Annotated in this window: 18 protein-coding genes and 1 tRNA gene; 4 read left to right on the forward strand and 15 right to left on the reverse strand. The window is 65.6% G+C overall.

What is annotated here, in order from left to right; all coding sequences use genetic code 11:
- Positions 1-35: 35 nt before the first annotated feature.
- The 3 genes from GGD90_RS18320 to GGD90_RS08225 are packed head-to-tail and all read right to left on the reverse strand — an operon-like array spanning position 36 to position 3060.
- The gene (locus GGD90_RS18320) at positions 36-2297 is read right to left on the reverse strand and encodes a Mu transposase C-terminal domain-containing protein (RefSeq protein ID WP_322741711.1); all 2262 of its coding nucleotides are present in this window, start codon (positions 2295-2297) and stop codon (positions 36-38) included.
- Positions 2294-2731, reverse strand: coding sequence for a hypothetical protein (locus GGD90_RS08220; protein WP_153116061.1), 438 nt, complete (start codon positions 2729-2731; stop codon positions 2294-2296). Before GGD90_RS08220 ends, GGD90_RS18320 begins: the two co-directional genes overlap by 4 nt.
- Before the next feature lie 5 nt (positions 2732-2736).
- Complete coding sequence (locus GGD90_RS08225; RefSeq protein WP_153116062.1) at positions 2737-3060, reverse strand: helix-turn-helix domain-containing protein; 324 nt, start codon at positions 3058-3060, stop codon at positions 2737-2739.
- 26 nt (positions 3061-3086) lie between these two features.
- Here GGD90_RS08225 and GGD90_RS08230 point away from each other — a divergent pair, with 26 nt between their 5' ends.
- Entirely contained in the window at positions 3087-3692 is a 606-nt protein-coding gene (locus GGD90_RS08230) for a hypothetical protein (protein ID WP_153116063.1), read from the forward strand.
- A gap of 446 nt (positions 3693-4138) precedes the next feature.
- On the opposite strand, the gene GGD90_RS08235 is transcribed toward GGD90_RS08230, so the two are convergent.
- The 5 genes from GGD90_RS08235 to rpsU all read right to left on the reverse strand — a co-directional run bounded on the left by GGD90_RS08235 (position 4139) and on the right by rpsU (position 8970).
- Positions 4139-4215, reverse strand: a tRNA-Ile gene (locus tag GGD90_RS08235).
- 7 nt (positions 4216-4222) lie between these two features.
- Complete coding sequence (gene rpoD / locus GGD90_RS08240; RefSeq protein WP_153116064.1) at positions 4223-6190, reverse strand: RNA polymerase sigma factor RpoD; 1968 nt, start codon at positions 6188-6190, stop codon at positions 4223-4225.
- Between the two features lie 97 nt (positions 6191-6287).
- Positions 6288-8042, reverse strand: a complete 1755-nt coding sequence (gene dnaG, locus GGD90_RS08245) for a DNA primase (protein ID WP_153116065.1) — start codon at positions 8040-8042, stop codon at positions 6288-6290.
- A 68-nt stretch (positions 8043-8110) separates the two neighbouring features.
- Positions 8111-8569, reverse strand: a complete 459-nt coding sequence (locus GGD90_RS08250; RefSeq protein WP_153116066.1) for a GatB/YqeY domain-containing protein — start codon at positions 8567-8569, stop codon at positions 8111-8113.
- 188 nt (positions 8570-8757) lie between these two features.
- A complete protein-coding gene (gene rpsU, locus GGD90_RS08255; RefSeq protein ID WP_012807257.1) occupies positions 8758-8970 on the reverse strand; it encodes a 30S ribosomal protein S21 in 213 nt (70 codons plus the stop codon).
- Between the two features lie 232 nt (positions 8971-9202).
- Between rpsU and tsaD the strand changes: the two genes are divergently transcribed.
- Positions 9203-10258 carry a tRNA (adenosine(37)-N6)-threonylcarbamoyltransferase complex transferase subunit TsaD gene (gene tsaD / locus GGD90_RS08260; protein ID WP_153116067.1) on the forward strand — a complete coding sequence of 352 codons (1056 nt, stop codon included), beginning with the start codon at positions 9203-9205 and terminating at the stop codon, positions 10256-10258.
- Between the two features lie 97 nt (positions 10259-10355).
- Here the strand turns inward: tsaD and plsY are convergent, their stop codons facing one another.
- Entirely contained in the window at positions 10356-10961 is a 606-nt protein-coding gene (gene plsY, locus GGD90_RS08265) for a glycerol-3-phosphate 1-O-acyltransferase PlsY (protein WP_153116068.1), read from the reverse strand.
- Between the two features lie 248 nt (positions 10962-11209).
- Here plsY and folB point away from each other — a divergent pair, with 248 nt between their 5' ends.
- On the forward strand, positions 11210-11566 hold the full coding sequence (gene folB / locus GGD90_RS08270) for a dihydroneopterin aldolase (RefSeq protein WP_153116069.1): 357 nt from the start codon (positions 11210-11212) through the stop codon (positions 11564-11566).
- Between the two features lie 115 nt (positions 11567-11681).
- Here the strand turns inward: folB and GGD90_RS08275 are convergent, their stop codons facing one another.
- The 5 genes from GGD90_RS08275 to GGD90_RS08295 form a co-directional block, all read right to left on the reverse strand.
- Positions 11682-12170 carry an aminoacyl-tRNA deacylase gene (locus tag GGD90_RS08275; RefSeq protein WP_153116070.1) on the reverse strand — a complete coding sequence of 163 codons (489 nt, stop codon included), beginning with the start codon at positions 12168-12170 and terminating at the stop codon, positions 11682-11684.
- A gap of 114 nt (positions 12171-12284) precedes the next feature.
- Positions 12285-13304 (reverse strand): site-specific tyrosine recombinase XerD, encoded by a 1020-nt coding sequence (gene xerD, locus GGD90_RS08280; protein ID WP_153116071.1) that lies wholly within the window; start codon positions 13302-13304, stop codon positions 12285-12287.
- A complete protein-coding gene (locus GGD90_RS08285) occupies positions 13288-13791 on the reverse strand; it encodes a methylated-DNA--[protein]-cysteine S-methyltransferase (RefSeq protein WP_153116072.1) in 504 nt (167 codons plus the stop codon). The genes xerD and GGD90_RS08285 overlap by 17 nt, the downstream gene beginning before the upstream one ends.
- A 68-nt stretch (positions 13792-13859) precedes the next feature.
- Positions 13860-14438, reverse strand: a complete 579-nt coding sequence (locus GGD90_RS08290; RefSeq protein WP_153116073.1) for a chalcone isomerase family protein — start codon at positions 14436-14438, stop codon at positions 13860-13862.
- 44 nt (positions 14439-14482) lie between these two features.
- Entirely contained in the window at positions 14483-15739 is a 1257-nt protein-coding gene (locus tag GGD90_RS08295; RefSeq protein ID WP_153116074.1) for a glutamate-5-semialdehyde dehydrogenase, read from the reverse strand.
- 231 nt (positions 15740-15970) lie between these two features.
- Between GGD90_RS08295 and GGD90_RS08300 the strand changes: the two genes are divergently transcribed.
- Positions 15971-16276, forward strand: a complete 306-nt coding sequence (locus GGD90_RS08300; protein WP_153116075.1) for a hypothetical protein — start codon at positions 15971-15973, stop codon at positions 16274-16276.
- Between the two features lie 107 nt (positions 16277-16383).
- Here GGD90_RS08300 and holA read toward each other — a convergent pair whose 3' ends face one another.
- Positions 16384-17388 (reverse strand): DNA polymerase III subunit delta, encoded by a 1005-nt coding sequence (gene holA, locus GGD90_RS08305; protein ID WP_153116234.1) that lies wholly within the window; start codon positions 17386-17388, stop codon positions 16384-16386.

Genomic DNA, 17388 nt, shown 5'->3' on the forward strand with positions numbered 1-17388 from the left:
GTGTTGTTGCTGATCAGGCCGCTGCGTGATTGCCGTCACGCGGCGGCTTTCTTTTTGCACTCGGCGCGGTATTGAGCCGACTGCGGGTAGGTGCGATGCCAGCGGGCATCGGCATCGCTGATGGTGTCGCCGGCCTGCAGGCGGGCGTCGAGGGCGCACCATTCGGCGTAGTTTTCGGACGCGGGGCGCTCGGATCGCGGCGTCGGCGCGGCGGGGGCGATCGCCGTGGCGCGGGCATGGAGCTTCTGCTCGCGCGTGGGGGCGGCGGGCGCTGCGGCCGGGAGCGCCTGCAGCTCGGCGTGGTCGATGATTCGGCCGCCGATGACCACTTCGGTGCTGGCCGGCACGGCGAGCGTGAGGCCGGTGCGGGCTTGCACGCGCTCGATCTTCTTGTTGAGCAGGCGCATCTGGGCCGCGGCGCGCTTTTCCTCGGCGATTTCGTACTGTGTTTGCGCGCGGTAGCCGCTGGCTTCGACCAGGTCGGCGACGCCGATGAATTCGCCGCGTAGCGTTTCGATCCACACGGCGCGCCAGTCCTGCGGGTCGATGGCAACGGAGACTTCTTCGCCGTTCCAGGCGCCGAGGCCGGGGAAGTGGTAGCGCTGGCCTTTACCGATCGGGCTGACGGCTTCGCGCACGACCTTGCAGCGCACACGCGGCCGGAACAGGTCGACGATGTGGTGTTCTTCGATGGCGACGGGCTTCCAGCCGGCGTCAATGTGCTGCTGGAGCGCCTCGCGCGGCGTCTGGTGGCGTTTCTTTCCGGTGGCCGGGTCGCAGATTTTCGGCAACGAGCGGTGCGGCTTGTCGTTCCACTCGTCGCAGGTGTCGTTGATCCATTTTTCGGCCTCAAGCCGCGAGGTGAAAACGATGCCCTTGCCGGTGCGCTCGGCTTCGGCCTTGTAACGGTCGCGCTCGGCAAGGTCGCCGACGTTGGCGGCCTTGACCATCTTTTCGGTGAGTTTCTTAACGCGGCGCAGGGTCAGGCTGTCCATGCCCTTGCCCTGGTAGGTGGCAAGCGCGCGGGATTTTTTGTCCAGCCAGGTGTTGAAGTTCTCGCAGATGCCGTTGGCTTGCGAGTTGCCGACTTCCTTCGGGTGCACGACGAGCATTCCGGCGCGCTCGGACAGCGCGATGAACTCGTCCTGCGTGAAGCGCGGGCTGCGCTTGACCACCTTGGTACTGTCTGTTTGCAGGACGGCGAGCAGGCCGCCGGCCCGCACGCAGCGCTCAAGTCCTGCGGTGATGACTTCAAAGGTTTCGGTTAGCCCAATGCCGGGTGGCGGGACGTAGCGCGTGGCCACGTCGTGGAAGTGCCAGACTTCGTAGGTGACGTATTCGCCGGTGATCGGGTGTGGCGCGGTGAAGTGGGTATTCCAGCCGTCGGCGTGAACTTCTTGCCAGGGCAGCAACCCGGCAGAGGTGCGCGGCTTCCAGTGCTTGTGAGCGCGCAGCGCCGAGCCGGTGTGCCGCCCTTTCAGCTGGTCGATCTGCGAGAACTTTTCGGTGAAGAAGCGCCGGATGACGTGATAACTGACGGGCTTTTCACCCCACGCCGCCTGCCATTGCTCGGCGACCTGATCGGTGATCCAGTTAAGGCAAGATCCTTGAGGGCGTTGCCGCAAGGTGACTGCGAGCGCATGCCAAGGCTTGACTGACAGGTCTGCGGTACGGCGAACGGGGGCGGCGCGGCCTCGGGTTTTCTTGACCTTCGCCCAGTTGTAGTAGGTTTTGAGTGTAAGGCGGTTATCGGCGCGAGGTTTGTCCCACGCATGGTCGAATGCCCACGACAGCGGTGCTGGAAGTCGTTGTGCATGGCGCTCGGCGTTAAGGTGATCGATCGCTCGGGCGGTCGATCCGGGAAACCCGGCGACGAAGTTGAGGATGCGATCGCGGGCCAGTTCGCAGGCGCGCTGGTCGCGGTCGAGTTCTTCGTCTTCAGGCCCGCGCAACTGGATGGCTGTCTGGTTCGACGCGGGAGCGATCGCCAGTTTTCTGGCAACGGCGTGGAATTGAGCAGAGGCGTAAGCAAGCGGCTCGATGGCGTCTGCCGAAGCGATCGGCTGCTGCGCCGCCGACATAGCGTGAAGCGCCTGCAACTGAACAGCGTCGCGCACGTCTTTGGGCAGGGTTGCGAGGGGGTAGCGGCGTTGCTTTCCGCCACGGACGGACTGTTCGTCGAAAGCCCACGATTCGCGGTTGGCGCGGGCGGCCACGCCCTGTTTGCTGATCTGCAGCGCGGCGGCGATATCGGCCAGCGTGGCGCAGGTGATGGCGGAGGGCAGCGGCGCGTTCATTTGATTTCTCCCGCCGCGGCTTTCAGCGCCTTGATGCGCTTGCCGGCTTCGTCGCGCATGCGCTCCAGTCGCCCGATTTCGGCATTGAAGGCGTCGCGTCCGATCAGCATGCGACCGCCCCGCACCTTGCACAGCCAGGACGATACGGCGTGGGTGTCGCAGGCGACTTCGAAGGCCGGTAGGTATTCCAGCGGGAAGCGCCAGCCGTCTCGCGAGGGGGCGGTCCAGCTGTGCAGTTGGTGCTCGCTGATCGTCGCGCCGGTCAGCTCGCCCATGCGTGCGGCGATGATTGCCGACGAGATTCCCGATTCCTTGATTGCATCGACGAGCAGGCGACGGATCGCGAGGGAGTAATCAAGCTCTCCCGGAAGCGCCGAGGCTGGTACCGGAACCTCAAAGAGGTCCGGGGTGAGAAGGTCCGGTTTACGGCGCATGATGGCTACGCCACCGCCCGCAAGTTGCCATTGCGTGCCAACGTGGCCGCGTTAAACTGAAGGGCGCGGAACCCCTGCGGCTTGCGGCTGCCATCGGCGTTGTAACGGCTCGGCCAGATCTCCATCGGATGTACTCCGATGGCGTCGGCGATCCGTTTCTCGTTGGCCGGATAGCTGCGGGTCAGGGCCGCTGAGAGCGTGGAGCTACTGGTCAGACCATGCTGCTCGGCGAGCGCGGAAAGCGTGATTCCGCGCACGTGCAGTTCCATCTTGACCTTGGCTGGATGCCAGTCTTCTTGACTGGCTTTTTTTGCGGGCTTCGTTGCCATCTTTTGCGCCTCTAAGCTGCGGTGCGATGGATGGCATTACGCCACCGGAAACGGTGGTTGTCAACGGTGTTGACGCACCTTTTCGGTGGTTGACACTTTCAATTGATCGGTGCGGTGTGGCAGGAAGAAAAAAACCCGACAATTCAAAGGTTAGCGAAAGTGTCAACGGCAGGTACCAGTTGACACCTCTGGTTGACGCTTCGGCTCCGAAAGCGTCAACGTCGGAATTCGCCGAAATCGGGCGGCGGATGGAGGCTGTCCGCGTATCGCTCGGGCTCAGCCGCCCCGCGCTCGCCACTGAAAACGGTGGTTTGTCCGTAAGGACACTCGAAAACAACGAAGGGGGCGTCAACGAGGCCAAGGCGACGACGCTGGCCGCCTACGTCAAGGCTGGAGCGAACGCTAATTGGCTGCTGACGGGTGACGGCCCGATGCTGATAAAGGATTTGCGGCCAGGTCCGGCCAAGGTGAACGTGCCGGCGTTGTCGGCGATTCTGCAGGGACTGATCGCCGCCGGTCTGCCGCAAGAAAGCCTTGCTGCGGCTGCGCTTGAGTTCTATCAGATGAACATCGATAGAGGCTTGATTACACCCGATGGCATCGGGTGTGGTGATGGCAAGGCCGCAGCCTAGTGCGGTAACGCCAGCGACATACTGTTTACGCATAATCCCCGACATGGGGAGCGATCACGCCGCCTACACGTGGCTGGCCTTCGCGGCGAAAGCTTGGGCAAAATTTCCGCTGAACGACCTTCCAGCATTTTTAACAATGCGGGAGACGTTCGCGCGCGTCGGTATCCTTTGGCACCATGACCAGGCCGCAATCAACGACCAAAGCGCTAACCCATCGTGCCAAATGAGTCGCAAAATTCATCGGCCAGGCGCTTCCAAGCGTGCAAAACGACGGCCGCGCGTTAAGGGCTCCGATACCGCTGAATCCCGCGCCGTCCCTGAATATCCCGGCTTTTTTTCCCACTGCTTCAGCTGTGCCATATCTCCCGCTCCCTCACAAGTGTCACTGTGATGTTACCCGGCAAAGAAAAAGGGGTCAGGCTTACAGCCTGACCCCTTGTTTTCATTGGTGGGCCCGCACGGACTTGAACCGTGGACCAAAGGATTATGAGTCCTCTGCTCTAACCAACTGAGCTACAGGCCCGTGCTGCCTAGTTGCCGCTGTCGAGGAAGCTGCGCAGTTTGTCCGAGCGCGACGGGTGACGCAGCTTGCGCAGTGCCTTGGCTTCGATCTGGCGGATGCGCTCGCGCGTGACGTCGAACTGCTTGCCGACTTCTTCCAGCGTGTGGTCGGTGTTCATCTCGATGCCGAAGCGCATGCGCAGCACCTTGGCTTCGCGCGGCGTCAGCGTGTCGAGCACGTCCTTGGTGATGAAGCGCAGGCTGGAGTAGAGCGCGGCGTCGGCCGGTGCCAGCGTCGCCTGGTCTTCCATGAAGTCGCCGAGGTGCGAGTCGTCGTCGTCGCCGATCGGCGTTTCCATCGAGATCGGTTCCTTGCTGATCTTGAGGATCTTGCGGATCTTCTCTTCCGGCATTTCCATCTTCTTGGCGAGCGTTGCCGGATCGGGCTCGGCGCCCGTTTCCTGCAGGATCTGCCGCGAGATGCGGTTCATCTTGTTGATCGTCTCGATCATGTGCACCGGGATGCGGATGGTGCGTGCCTGGTCGGCGATCGAGCGCGTGATCGCCTGACGGATCCACCACGTGGCGTAGGTCGAGAATTTGTAGCCGCGGCGGTATTCGAACTTGTCGACGGCCTTCATCAGGCCGATGTTGCCTTCCTGGATGAGGTCGAGGAACTGCAGGCCGCGGTTGGTGTACTTCTTGGCGATCGAGATGACCAGACGCAGGTTGGCTTCGGTCATTTCGCGCTTGGCGCGACGTGCCTTGGCTTCGCCGGTGGACATCTGCTTGTTGATCTCCTTCAGTTCCTTCAGCGGGATGCCGATGCGGTCCTGCAAGGCGATCAGTTTCTTCTGCTCTTCGACGATGTTCGGCGCGTTGCGCGTCAGGATCGCGCCGTAGCTCTTGGCGGCACAGGCGATTTCGTTGTCGGCCCACTCGAGGTTGAGTTCGTTGCCGGGGAAGGACTTGATGAAGTGCGGGCGCGGCATGCGCACCTTGTCGACGCAGATCTGCTGAATCTTGCGCTCGCAGGCGCGCGATTCCTCAACCATGGCGCGTACCGAGTCGCACAGGCGCTCGATGGTCTTCGACGTGAAGCGGATGTTCATCATCTCGTCGGAGATCTGCTGCTGCAGCTTGAGATAGGTCTTGTCCTGCGAGCCCTTCTTTGCCAGTGCGCTGTGCGCCTTGGTGTACATCGCCTTGATGTTGGCGAAGCGTTCCAGTGCTTCGGTCTTCAGTTGCAGCAGCGAGGCCGAGGCGGCAGCGGCTTCGCCGCCTTCTTCGTCTTCGCCCGCTTCGTCCTCGTCTTCCTCGTCGACTTCGCTCTCTTCGACCAGCGCGGCCGGTTCGGCGGCGGCATTCATGTCGATCAGGCCGTCGATCAGTTCGTCGATGCGCATTTCGTCGCGCTCGATCTTGTCGGCGGCGTCGATGATTTCGGCGATGGTCGTCGGGCAGGCGGAGATCGCCTGGATCATGTGCTTCAAGCCGTCTTCGATGCGCTTGGCGATCTCGATTTCGCCTTCGCGCGTCAGCAGCTCGACCGAGCCCATTTCGCGCATGTACATGCGCACCGGGTCGGTGGTGCGGCCGAATTCGGAATCGACCGTCGACAGCGCCTGTTCGGCCTGCTCTTCAACGTCGGCGTCGTCGGCGCCGGCAGCCGGCGTCGCGTCGGACATGAGCAGCGTTTCGGCATCGGGCGCCTCGTCATAGACCTGGATGCCCATGTCGTTGAAGGTGCTGATGATGCCTTCGATCTGCTCGGCATCGACCACGTCGTCGGGGAGGTGGTCGTTGATCTCGGCATAGGTCAGGAAGCCGCGTTCCTTGCCCTGCTTGATGAGGCTTTTCAGTCGCGTCTTGCGCGTTTCGGCGTCGACGGGCGAGGGTGCCGCGCTTGCCTGCGCGAGCAGGTCTGCCGCTGTTTTTGCCTTGGCCGTCTTGGTCTTCACGTCTTTTGCTGTCGCCACTGTCTTTTCCCTTGCCATGACCATTTTCCCGGTTAGCGTTAGGTTGGAAAAACCGCTAATTTTATCACAGCTTAGCCTGTTTTCCGGAGTGATTCCCGGATCGGCCAGCCGCTTACTAGTTGCCCTCGCGCACGGCGGCGGGCGGGTTGCGCCCACTCAATGCCGCCAGATACTGCCGCTTTTCGTTGTCGTTGAGGCCGCTGACGCCGAGGCGCTGCACTTTCGTCTGCAATTCTTCAAAAGCGCGGCGCTGCTCGCCCGCCTGCAATTGCTCGATGGCGCCGGCGAACTCGCTGTCGATGTCCTCTTCGGCGAACGGATGCTGCATTAGTTCCGCCGCCGCTTCGCGCAATACGCTTTCCTCGTCGCTGCCGCGCAGCCGTTCGATCAATGCGGCCAGGCCCGGTGTTACCGGCCCGGCGTCGGCAACAGCGGCGCACAGTTGGCGGACGGCGCGCGCTTCGCCGGAGCTGTCGGTGAGCGCGGCGAGCGGTACCTGACGCGCCAGTTCGGGTTTCTGCAGCAGCAGCGCGAGCAGCGCGCGCGCCAGCGAAGGCGGGCGTCGCGGCGCCCGCGCTGGTGCTGGCCGTGTGATCGGGCGCAGGTCGCACAGGCGCTCGACTTCGGCCTGCGAGAAGCCGGTCTTTTCGGCGAGCTGCTTGACGATCTGCAGGCGCAGCAGCGGCGTCTGCAGGCGGCCGAGCAGTGGCTTGGCGGCGGCGACCAGTTGCGCGCGCCCCTCGGCGCTGGCGAGGTCGCAGTGCGCTGACAGCTCGCCGAGCATGAAATCCGAGAGCGGCGTCGCCTGCGCGACCAGCCGCTTGAATTCGTCGGCGCCGTGCGCGCGCACGTAGCTGTCGGGGTCGTCCTCGGGCGGCAGGAAGACGAAACCGATGCTTTTCTGTTCCGGCAGCGCTTCGAGGCTGTTTTCAAGCGCCCGCCAGGCGGCCTTGCGTCCGGCGGAGTCGCCGTCGAAGCAGTAGGCGATGCGGTCGACCTGGCGCAGCAGCTTCTGCACGTGCGTCGGCGTCGTTGCCGTTCCCAGTGTCGCCAGTGCGTTGCCGACGCCGTGCTGGGCGAGCGCGACGACGTCCATGTAGCCCTCGACGACGATCGCCGTGTTGGTCTCGCGCAGCGCCGCGCGCGCCTGCGGCAGGCCGAAGACTTCGCGGCCTTTTTCGAACAGCGGCGTTTCCGGCGAGTTGAGGTATTTCGGCTCGCCTTCGCCGAGGACGCGTCCGCCGAAGGCGATCACCTCGCCCTTGGCGTTGATGATCGGGAACATCACCCGGTCGCGGAAGCGGTCGTAAAGCCGGCCCTGCTCGTTGCGGATGACCAGGCCGGCGCTCTGCAGGGCGGGGTCGTCGTAGCGTTCGAAGGCCTGCTCGAGGTTCTGCCAGCCGTCGCCGGCGTAACCGATGCCGAAGCGGCGCGCCACTTCGCCGCTGACGCCGCGCGACTTGAGGTAAGCGATCGCTTTCGGCGAGGTCTTCAGCGACTCGTAGTAGAAGCGCGCGGCGCGGCCCATCGCTTCGGCCAGCGCCACCGTCTGCGGCGCGTCGGCGGGGCGGCGCCGCTCGTCCTCGGGGACGACCATGCCGACGCGGTTGGCGAGTTCGCGCACGGCGTCGATGAAGCCGAGGCCGGCGTATTCCATCATGAAGCCGATTGCCGTGCCGTGCGCACCGCAGCCGAAGCAGTGATAGAACTGCTTGCTCGGGCTGACGGTGAAGGACGGCGACTTCTCGTTGTGGAAGGGGCAGCAGGCGGCATAGTTGGCGCCCGCTTTCTTCAGCGGCACGTGGCTGTCGATCAGGTCGACGATGTCGACCCGATGCAGCAGTTCCTGGATGAAGGATTCCGGGATCACGCGCTCAGCCCGCGCTCATGCCGCGCGGCGGCGTCGAGGTGCCGGTCCGCATGCGCAGCGGCGGGCACTCAGGCGCCGGCAAGCTGGTTTTTGACGCGACGCGAGACTTCGCTCATGTCGCAGCGGCCGGCGAGCTTCGCTTTCAGCGCGCTCATTACCTTGCCCATCAGCGCCGGGCCGGCGGCGCCGCCGGAGCTTGCTTCGGCGATGGTGCTGGCGATCGCTGCGTCGATTTCGGCGTCGGACAGCCCGGCCGGCAGATAGCTGCCGAGCAGGTCGGCTTCGGCCTGTTCGGCATCGGCAAGATCGTGGCGCGCGGCAGCGCGGAACTGGGAGATAGAGTCGCGCCGCTGCTTGAGCATGCGGTCGATGACGGCGACGACGGTGGCGTCGTCGAGCGTGATCCGCTCATCGACTTCCTTCTGCTTGATCGCTGCCAGCAGCAGACGGATGGTGCCGAGCCGCGCCGTTTCGCGGGCGCGCATTGCCGCCTTCATGTCCTCGTTGATGCGTTCCTTCAGGGTCATGCGACATCCTCCGTACGGGAAAGACAGCTACGGGAAAACCGGCGACGACGGGCGGCTCTGCACTGGCAATGACCGGAGGCGGCGGTGCTTCGCCGCATGCTGCCGGCGGCTGCCGGGGTTGGTGCCCATAAACGCCAAAAGCCGCCCATCGTCAGACAGGCGGCTCGTCGGCGAGGTGCAAACCGCGCTTAGTAGAGCTTCGGCGGCAGAGTCTGGCTGCGCATGCGCTTGTGATGGCGCTTGACGGCGGCGGCCAGTTTGCGCTTGCGCTCGGCAGTGGGCTTCTCGTAGAACTCGCGAGCACGCAGCTCGGTCAGCAGACCGGTTTTTTCTACGGTGCGCTTGAAACGGCGAATCGCTACTTCGAACGGCTCATTTTCCTTGACGCGAATGGCGGGCATTGACTCTATCCTAAGTTCTAAATCCGGCGGCATCGAAGGATGCCGCCAGCTCGGCGGGTTCGGTGAATTCGGTGGAAGGCCCGGACAGTCCTGTCCCTGACGGGCAGGCGGAACATCGGCTTCAATCGAGCCGCGCATTATAGACAAAGGCGTTCGCCAACTCCAGCGCTTTTTCACTTGCACCTGGCGTCGCGTGTCTTGTCGGCGACGTCGCTGCGGTAGAATGCGCGCCATGCTGGTCCTCGGAATCGAATCCTCCTGCGACGAAACCGGTGTCGCCCTCTATCGCAGCTGCGCTGACGGCGGCGGAACGCTCTTGGCGCATGCCTTGCACTCGCAGGTGGCGATGCACGAAGCCTACGGCGGCGTCGTCCCGGAGCTTGCTTCGCGCGACCATATCCGGCGCATCTCGCCACTGCTGCGCAAGGCGCTCGACGACAGTGGCTGCGCGCTGGCCGAGATCGGCGCCGTCGCCTACACGCAGGGGCCGGGGCTCGCTGGCGCGCTGCTGGTCGGCGCCGCCTTTGCCGAAGCGCTGGCCGCTGCGCTCGGCGTGCCGACGGTGCCGCTGCATCACCTCGAAGGGCATCTGCTCTCGCCCTTGTTGTCGCGTACGCCGCCGCGTTTTCCTTTCGTCGCGCTGCTCGTTTCCGGCGGGCACACGCAGTTGATGCGCGTCGACGGCGTCGGCCGCTATTCGCTGCTCGGCGAAACGCTCGACGACGCCGCTGGCGAGGCTTTCGACAAGACCGCCAAGCTGCTCGGCCTTGGCTATCCGGGCGGGCCGGCGCTGGCAGCGCTGGCGGTGGAGGGGCGCGCCGATGTCTTCAAACTGCCGCGGCCGATGCTGCATTCGGGCGATTTCGACTTCAGCTTCAGCGGCCTGAAAACCGCCGTGCTGACGCGCGTGCGCGAACTCGGCGGCGCCGTGGCGCTGAGTGAGCAGCAGCGCGCCGATCTGGCGCATGCCTTCCAGGCGGCGATCGTCGAAGTGCTGGTGAAGAAATCGGCCGCCGCGCTGCGTGCTGCCGGGCTGCGCCAGCTGGTCGTCGCCGGCGGTGTCGGCGCCAATCGTGAATTGCGTCGCCAGCTCGACGAGCGTGCGGCGCGCGGCCGCTTTGCCGTGTTCTATCCCGAATTCGAGTTCTGTACCGACAACGGCGCCATGATCGCGCTGGCCGGCGCCTTGCGCCTGCAGGCGGGAAGCGAAGCGAAAGTGGCAGGTTCGTTTGCGGTGCGTCCGCGCTGGCCGCTGGCCGACCTGCTGCTCAGCGAGCGACCGGCTTAGCTGCCTGGCGCAGCAGGTCGCCAGCCGCGCGACCGGTCGCGTCCTCGGTTGCTGGCGTCGGCGCGTAGCGCAGGCTGCGGGTTACTGCCTGTAGGGCTTACTTCTTCTTTGCGCCGATTCTCGGCTCGCTGCCGGCGAGCAGGCGTTGCAGGTTGTGCCAGTGCTTGCCGATCAGCGCCGCGGCCATGATGCCGACGGCGATGCTCACCGCGTCGGGGCCGCGCAACCAGACGCTCAGCAGCGGTGCGGCGACGGCGGCGCAGAGCGCTGCCAGCGACGAATAGCGCAGGCCGAGAGCGATGCACAGCCAGACGCCGAGTGTGCACAAGCCGATCAACGGATCAAGCGCGAGCAGCACGCCGGCGGCGGTGGCGACGCCTTTGCCACCGCGGAATTTCAGGAAAACCGGGAAAAGATGGCCGAAGAAGACGGCGAGCATGACCAGCCCGAGCGCCGTCGGCTCGAAGGCTGCGGCCTTGGCGAGAAAGACCGCGAGCCAGCCCTTGGCGGCGTCGCCGATCAGCGTGAAGATCGCCGCCGCCTTGTTGCCGCTGCGCAGCACGTTGGTCGCGCCGGGATTGCCCGAGCCGTAGCTGCGCGGGTCGGCGAGGCCGAACAGTCGGCTGGAGATGACTGCAAACGGCACCGACCCGAGCAGGTAGGCGGCGAGGATGGCGAGCGGGACAGTCAGGTCGGCGGGCATGCGGCGAGAGTCTGGAGATGGGCAGGTGTGGTCAGCGGTGATCGGGTGGCGGCCGTGATGTTTCGTGACGGGGCGTTTGTCTGCGCCGCGCTGGTGCGGGGTTGGCAGCGTCGTCGGTGGGCCGCATGCGCTGCGGGCGACGACCGGTTCAAGGGTAAAATGTCGCTCCTGTTCGCCGGCCGGCGATAAACATTGGCTGCATTTGCACTGGCCGGCCCGCGATTCTAACCTCTCCGCCGGCCCGCCGCATGGACATCATCTTCATCGAAGATCTTCGCCTTTCCGCCCACATCGGCATCTACCCGCGCGAAAAGGCGATGGCGCAGACGATCGAGCTGTCCTTGCAGATCGGCGCCTCGACCGCCAGCGCCGGCGCCAGCGATGATATCGGCGACACCATCGACTACGCGCAGGTCGTCGAGCGCCTGCGCCGCGAACTCGCCGAACGCCGCTTCAACCTGCTGGAAAAGCTCGCCGAATATATCGCCAGCCTGTTGCGCGACGATTTCGGCGCGGCCTGGGTGCGTGTCTCGATCGCCAAGCAGGGCGTCATGCGCGGCGTGCGCCGCGTCGGCGTCGTCATCGAGCGCGGCAGCCGCGACTGAGTCCTCGCCGGCGGCGCTCCTTGTCGAAGGCGTTGCTTGCCCGAAGCGTTGCGCGGGCCGCCGCGTCAGTGAGCGTCGACTGTCGGCGGCTTTCGAGTGCCTGTTGGTCGGCCGCTCAGTCAGTCAGCGCCACCTCGACCGGCGTTGCCGCCAGCAAGCTTGTCAGCAGTGCCGGATCAATGCCGACGAGAAAGCCGCGTTTGCCGCCGTTGATGTAGATGCGCGGCAAGGCGAGGATGCCGCGCTCGACGAACACCGGCAGCGCCTTGCGCGTGGCGAACGGACTGGTGCCGCCGACCAGATAGCCGCTGTGCCGTTGCGCCACTTCCGGCGCACACGGTTCGATCTTCTTGTGCCCGGCCTGGCGTGCGAGTTCCTTGGTCGACACCTTGCAGTCGCCGTGCATGAGCACGATCAGCGGCCGCGCGTGCTCGTCCTCCATGACCAGCGTCTTCACTACCGCGTGCTCGTCGACGCCGAGTTCGCGCGCCGAAACGCGCGTGCCGCCGTGTGCCTCGTAGGCGTAGGGATGGCCGGTGAATTCGGCCTGGTGACGGCGCAGGAACTGCGTCGCCGGGGTTTCGGGTGAGTGTTCTTTCTTCATCGTGGTGTGCGTGGTGGCAGGTGGTGCGGGTCGAGTTCCGCGGGTCGCCGCGTTTCGCGTCGCCGGCATGCGTGCCGGCCCTTGTGCCAGGGCACGGCGTTCGGCCGGGGTGCGTCAGCCGCGTGGATGGTGCACGGCATGCAGCGTTTTCAGGCGCTCGCTGGCGATGTGCGTGTAGATCTGCGTCGTTGAAATGTCGGAATGTCCGAGCAGCAGTTGCACGACGCGCAGGTCGGCGCCGTGGTTCAGGAGGTGCGTGGCGAAAGCGTGGCGCAGCACGTGCGGCGACAGGCGGCTTTCGTCGATGCCGGCGATGCGCGCGTAGCGCTTGATCAGGTTCCAGAACTGCTGTCGCGTCATCGGCGCCGCGCGTGCGGTGACGAAAATCGCGTCGCTGTGGCGTTTGCCGAGCAATGCCGGACGCGCTTCGGCGAGGTAGCGCTTGAGCCAGTCGACGGCCTGTTCGCCAAGCGGCACCAGACGCTCCTTGCTGCCCTTGCCGAAAACGCGCAGCACGCCCATCTCGAAACTCACTTCGTGCAGTTTCAGGCCGATCAGCTCCGATACGCGCAGGCCGCTGGCGTAGATCGTCTCGATCATGGCGCGGTCGCGCAGGCCGAGCGGTGTCGTTACCGCCGGCGCGGCGAGCAGTGCGTCGACCTGCTCCTCGGCGATGGCTTTCGGCAGACGGCCCGGTTTGACCGGCGGCGCGATCTGCAGCGTCGGGTCGGCGCTGATGCGCCCGCGCGCCAGCAGGTGCCGGTAATAGCGGCGCAGCGTCGACAGGTAGCGCGCCTGCGAGGCGGCGGAGAGGCGGCGCGACAGGCCGGCGACGAAGCGCGTCAGCAGCACCGCGTCGGCGTCCTGCAGCCGGCCGGCGCCCTGGCGTGCGAGCCAGCCCGCCAGTTGCAGCAGATCGCTGCGATAGCTCGCCAGCGAAGCGCGCGCCAGTCCGTCTTCGAGCCACAGCGTGTCGCAGAAGGCGTCGATTTCGGCGAGGTCGGCAGCGGTCGGCGTGACGTCGGCAGTGGCGGATTCAGCGATAGGAACCTGGGTTTGGCCGCCGGCCGCTTTACGGCCCTTGCTTGCGCCGGCTTGGCCGACCGGAGCCCCGGCTTCAGGCACGACGTTCATGCTGCAGCAGCCAGCGTTTGACGCCGAGCAGGAAGTCACCGCCGCTGCGCGCAAAACCGCCGAGCGCGCCGTTGGTGGCAATGACGCGGTGGCAGGGGACGATCACCGGCAGCGGATTGGCGCCACAGGCACCGCCAACCGCGCGCGGCGCACTGCCGAGCGCGGCGGCGACGGTGCCGTAGCTTTGCGTTTCGCCGCAGGGGATGGCGGCAATCGCCGCCCACACCCGGCGTTGAAAGTCGGTGCCGCCCGCCGCGAGCGGCAGGTCGAAGCGCGCCGCCGGGTCGGCCAGCCAGGCCGCGAGCTGGCGCGTGGCTTCAGCGGCGAGCGCCGCTACCGCGCCGGAGGCCGCTCTGGTCGGCGCCGGTGCCGCCAGGAAACGCACGCCGGTGACGGCATCGGCCGTGCAGTCCACACCGAGCCAGAAGCTCGGCGAGGCAACGACCGCATCAAAGCTTCTGGCCTGTTCGTCAAGCGCTGTCTGCATTGCTGGCTCCTCTGCTGTCAGGAAATTGCTGGCGCTGCCGGCGGGCGGCGCCAGCTTGCGCACATCGCTCAGCCGCGGCCGAGCAGCGCGCTCTTCAGGTCGTCCTGCACCGGCTTGCGGCCGAGCCAGATTTTCAGCAGTGCGCCGTAGAAGTCCTCGCCAGCGATGTCGCGGCCGCGCTGCTGGCCGTTCACCGTCAGGCGCGTACCCGTTTCGGGCAGCCAGTCGAGTTGCACGACGCTGCCGCTCTTCGCTTCGCCGACGCTGAGCATGGCGTCGGAGAACTGCTTCAGGCGCTCTTTCAGCGCGGCCAGTTCGGTTGCGGAGTGGTTCTCGGCGACGCCTTCGTTGAGCGCGTCGACGAACTGCTGCGCCGACAGGTCGCGCAGCAGCTGGATGTTGATGCGCTTGGCACCACGCGCGCCGATCGCTGCGTCGGCGTCTCCCTGCTTCGTCGGCAGGTAGAGCGCCATCGCATAGACCTTGATGAACAGTTTCTTGCGCAGGCCGGCGCCGTTGGCGACGAGATCGCTGCCACCGACTTTTGTCTGGTCGGCGAAATTGACGCCGCCGGCTTCGACGGCGTGGACGTTGCCGAAGGCGAGCAGGGCAAGCGAGAGGGTTGCGGTGGCGAGCAGCTTCTTCATGGGCTTGTCTCCGTATGTATTTGTTTATATTGTGTTATTTGCATCTACCCGCGCACGTGGCCGTCGCCGAGGACGATCCATTTCTCGCTGGTCAGCCCGTTCAGGCCGACCGGGCCGCGTGCGTGAATCTTGTCGGTCGAGATGCCGATTTCGGCGCCGAGACCATATTCGAAACCGTCGGCGAAGCGCGTCGAGGCGTTGATCATCACCGACGCCGAGTCGACTTCGCGCAGGAAACGCATCGCCTTCGGATGATTGTCGGTGACGATGGCGTCGGTGTGGTGCGACGAATACTGGTTGATGTGCGCGATCGCCTCGTCGATGCCGGCGACGACCTTGACCGAGATGACCGGCGCCAGGAACTCGGCGTAGTAGTCGTCTTCGCTCGCCGGTACGGCGTTGGCGACGAGCGCGCAGGTTTCGGCGCAGCCGCGGATCTCGACGCCCTTGTGCGTCAGCATGTGCGCGACCGACGGCAGCAGCATGGCGGCGACGGCGCGGTCGACGAGCAGCGATTCGGTCGTGTTGCAGGTGCCGTAGCGCTGCGTCTTGGCGTTCTCGACGATCTTCAGCGCCTTGTTCGGGTCGGCTTCCTCTTCGAGGTAAACGTGGCAGTTGCCGTCGAGGTGCTGGATCATCGGCACGCGCGCTTCGGCCAAGAGGCGCGAAATCAGCCCCTTGCCGCCGCGCGGAACGATCACATCAACGTACTCGCGCATGGTGATCAGGTGGCCGACGGCGGCGCGGTTGGTGGTGTCGATCACCTGCACGGCGTCGGCCGGCAAGCCGGCGGCGGCGAGTCCTTCGTGCACCAGCGCGGCGATGGCGCGGTTGCAGCGGATCGCTTCCGATCCGCCGCGCAGGATGGCGGCGTTGCCCGACTTCAGACACAGTGCCGCCGCGTCGGCGGTGACGTTCGGCCGCGCCTCGTAAATGATGCCGATGACGCCGAGCGGCACGCGCATGCGACCGACCTGGATGCCGCTCGGGCGGAACTTGAGGTCGTTCACCTCGCCGATCGGGTCGGCGAGCGCTGCCACCTGCTCGACGCCTTCGGCCATCGCCGCGACGCCTTTGGCGGTCAGCGTCAGCCGGTCGAGCATCGCCGGTTCAAGACCGGCAGCGCGCGCCGCGGCGACGTCCTCGGCGTTGGCGGCGAGCAGTGTGTCCGCTTCGCGGCGGATCGCTGCGGCAATCGCGCGCAGCGCCGTATTCTTGGCGCCGGTATCGGCACGCGCCATGGCGCGTGAAGCCGCGCGCGCGCGCTGGCCGACGGTCTGCATGTAGAGCTCGATATCCATGAGTTTCCTGAGTCAGCGAAAAGAGATGAAAGCCTGCAAAAATCTGTGAAGTTGCGCGAAAAGGGAACAAGCCGGGCGTAACGCAGTCTGTTCTTCAAGTTTCTGATTATCGACGCTTGTTGCAGCGCTGTGAACCGCCGGCCATTCAAGGTCTCACATACTGCAAAAATCAAGTACGGAACCATCCAGAAAGTTTACACTCCGACCCCTGACGCAATACTGCTACCGACCATGGACCGCAAACTAATTCTCCCCGCTGAAGTAAAGGTGTGCGCTACATGCAGTTTCTGGGACGGCGAACGCAAGATCGACGCAGAACTGCAAGTGGTGGTGGTTGACGAAAGCGTTGCCGGCGAATGCCTGGTGCGCGAGATCGATTGTCCGAGCATGCAGGATGTGCGCGGCATCAACGGCGAATGCGCCTGGGAGAGCTTGGGTCCCGACGTGCTTGATGCCAGCATTGACCCCGTCGCCGAAGCAGCAGCCGCTGATCTGGCGGCGGATACGACCAGCGCTGGCGCTGCTTCGCAGGCTTGATCGGCCAGCGAGCCCCTTCCTGATTTCCTGAAGTGCATCGTCCCCGGCCGGGGACGTTTTTCTGTCTACCCGGGCGCGCCATCCGCCCGGTTCCGAGCACGTTTCGCTCAGCTGGCGTCGAGTGCCAGCCCGAGGCGCAGGAATTCATCCCAGACGTTGCCACTGCCGGCGCCCTTGATCATGCGGTCGATGCGTGCCGCTTGCGCCAATGCCGCCTCGGCTTTGCTGCGATCGATCCGCTTCAGCGCGCGTTTGATCAGTCCCTGCCGCGGCCCCCAGACGCGCGCGTCGCGCAGCAAGCCGTCGAGCGGCTTGCCTTGCGCCAGTCCGCAATGGATCTGCGCCAGCGCGCGTACTTCCTCGGCCAGCGCCCATAGCAGCAGCGGCGGCGCTTCTCCCTCCTGACGCAGACCGTCGAGCGTGCGCGTGTAGCGTGCCGCGTCGCCGGCGAGCATCGCCTCGCGCAGAGCGTCGAGGTCGTAGCGGGCGACGTCGAGCACGGCGTCGCGGATGGCTTCGACGCTGAGCGGTCCGGGCGGGTGCAGCAGCGCGAGTTTCTGGATTTCCTGATGCGCGGCGAGCAGGTTGCCTTCGACGCGTTCGGCGATGAAGGCCAGACCCGCTGCGTCGGCGCTCTGCCCCTGCCGGCGCAGGCGCGTGGCAATCCATGCCGGCAGTTCGGCGAGCTTCGGTGCCACCAGCTTGACGATCGCACCGGCGTTACCGAGCGCGTTGAGCCAGGCGGCTTTTTCGTCCTTCCAGTCGAGCTCGGGCAGCGTTACCAGCAGCAAGGCGTCGGGCGAGGGATGCGCGGCGTAGTCCTGCAGCGCGGCGCCGCCTTCGCGCCCCGGCTTGCCGTTGGGAATGCGCAGGTCGATCAGCGTGCGCCCGCCGAACAGCGAGCGCGAACCGGCCGCCTGCGACAGCTGGTTCCAGTTGAAACCGGTGAGCGCGGTGAGCACGTTGCGCTCGTCGAAACCGCGGCGGCGTGCGGCGGCGCGGATGGCGTCGGCGGCTTCGATGACCAGCAGCGGATCGTCGCCATGGACGACGTAGAGTGGGCGCAGTTCGCCTTCGAGGTGTGTTGCCAGCCGCTCACCGGGAATCTGCAT

This window comes from Rhodocyclus tenuis (assembly GCF_014197755.1).
Lineage (GTDB): Bacteria > Pseudomonadota > Gammaproteobacteria > Burkholderiales > Rhodocyclaceae > Rhodocyclus > Rhodocyclus tenuis.